This is a genomic window from Oleiphilus sp. HI0132 (assembly GCF_001635845.1).
This window is the reverse complement of the sequence record NZ_LWGJ01000214.1, coordinates 1-717: the sequence shown is the minus strand read 5'-3', so window position 1 is coordinate 717 and position 717 is coordinate 1. Positions and strand designations below refer to the sequence as shown.

Here is a 717-nt window from a genome sequence, read left to right as displayed (position 1 = left end):
CGACCGTCGAAGGTGCAGACGGTGATGTGCATATGTCCAACGACCTGGGGCGAATGCTGAACATTGCTGATAAGTTAGCGCAGAAAAAAGGCGATCAGTTTATTTCAAGTGAGATGGTCTTACTTGCTGCGACTGGTGATAAAGGTGCTTTAGGCGCTTTGATGAAATCTTATAAGGTAGAAAAAGCTGCTTTAGAAGAAGCGATTGACCAGGTGAGAGGAGGTGATGGCGTGAATGATCAAGGGGCTGAGGAAAATAGAGAGGCATTAGATAAATTTACGGTTGATTTGACGGCTAGAGCCGTAGAAGGAAAACTGGACCCGGTTATTGGTCGTGATGATGAGATTCGTCGCACGGTGCAGGTTCTTCAACGTCGACGTAAGAATAACCCCGTTTTGATAGGTGAGCCGGGTGTCGGTAAAACAGCTATTGTCGAAGGTTTAGCTCAACGAATTGTAAACGGTGAAGTACCTGACGGCTTAAAAGATAAGAGAGTCTTGTCCTTGGATATGGGGGCATTGATTGCCGGGGCTAAGTTTCGAGGTGAATTTGAGGAGCGCTTGAAAGGTGTGCTTAATGAGCTGAGTAAGCAAGAAGGGCAGATAATCCTCTTTATCGATGAAATTCATACCATGGTTGGTGCTGGTAAGGCAGAGGGCTCAATGGATGCGGGGAATATGTTGAAGCCTGCACTTTCTCGAGGTGAGCTGCATTGTG

1 protein-coding gene is annotated in these 717 nt (G+C 46.7%); it reads left to right on the top strand.

Features of this window, described 5'->3' with window-relative positions; genetic code table 11:
* Window positions 1-717, top strand: a 717-nt coding sequence (locus A3766_RS02690; protein ID WP_156508635.1) for an AAA family ATPase, incomplete at both ends; no start/stop codon positions are given.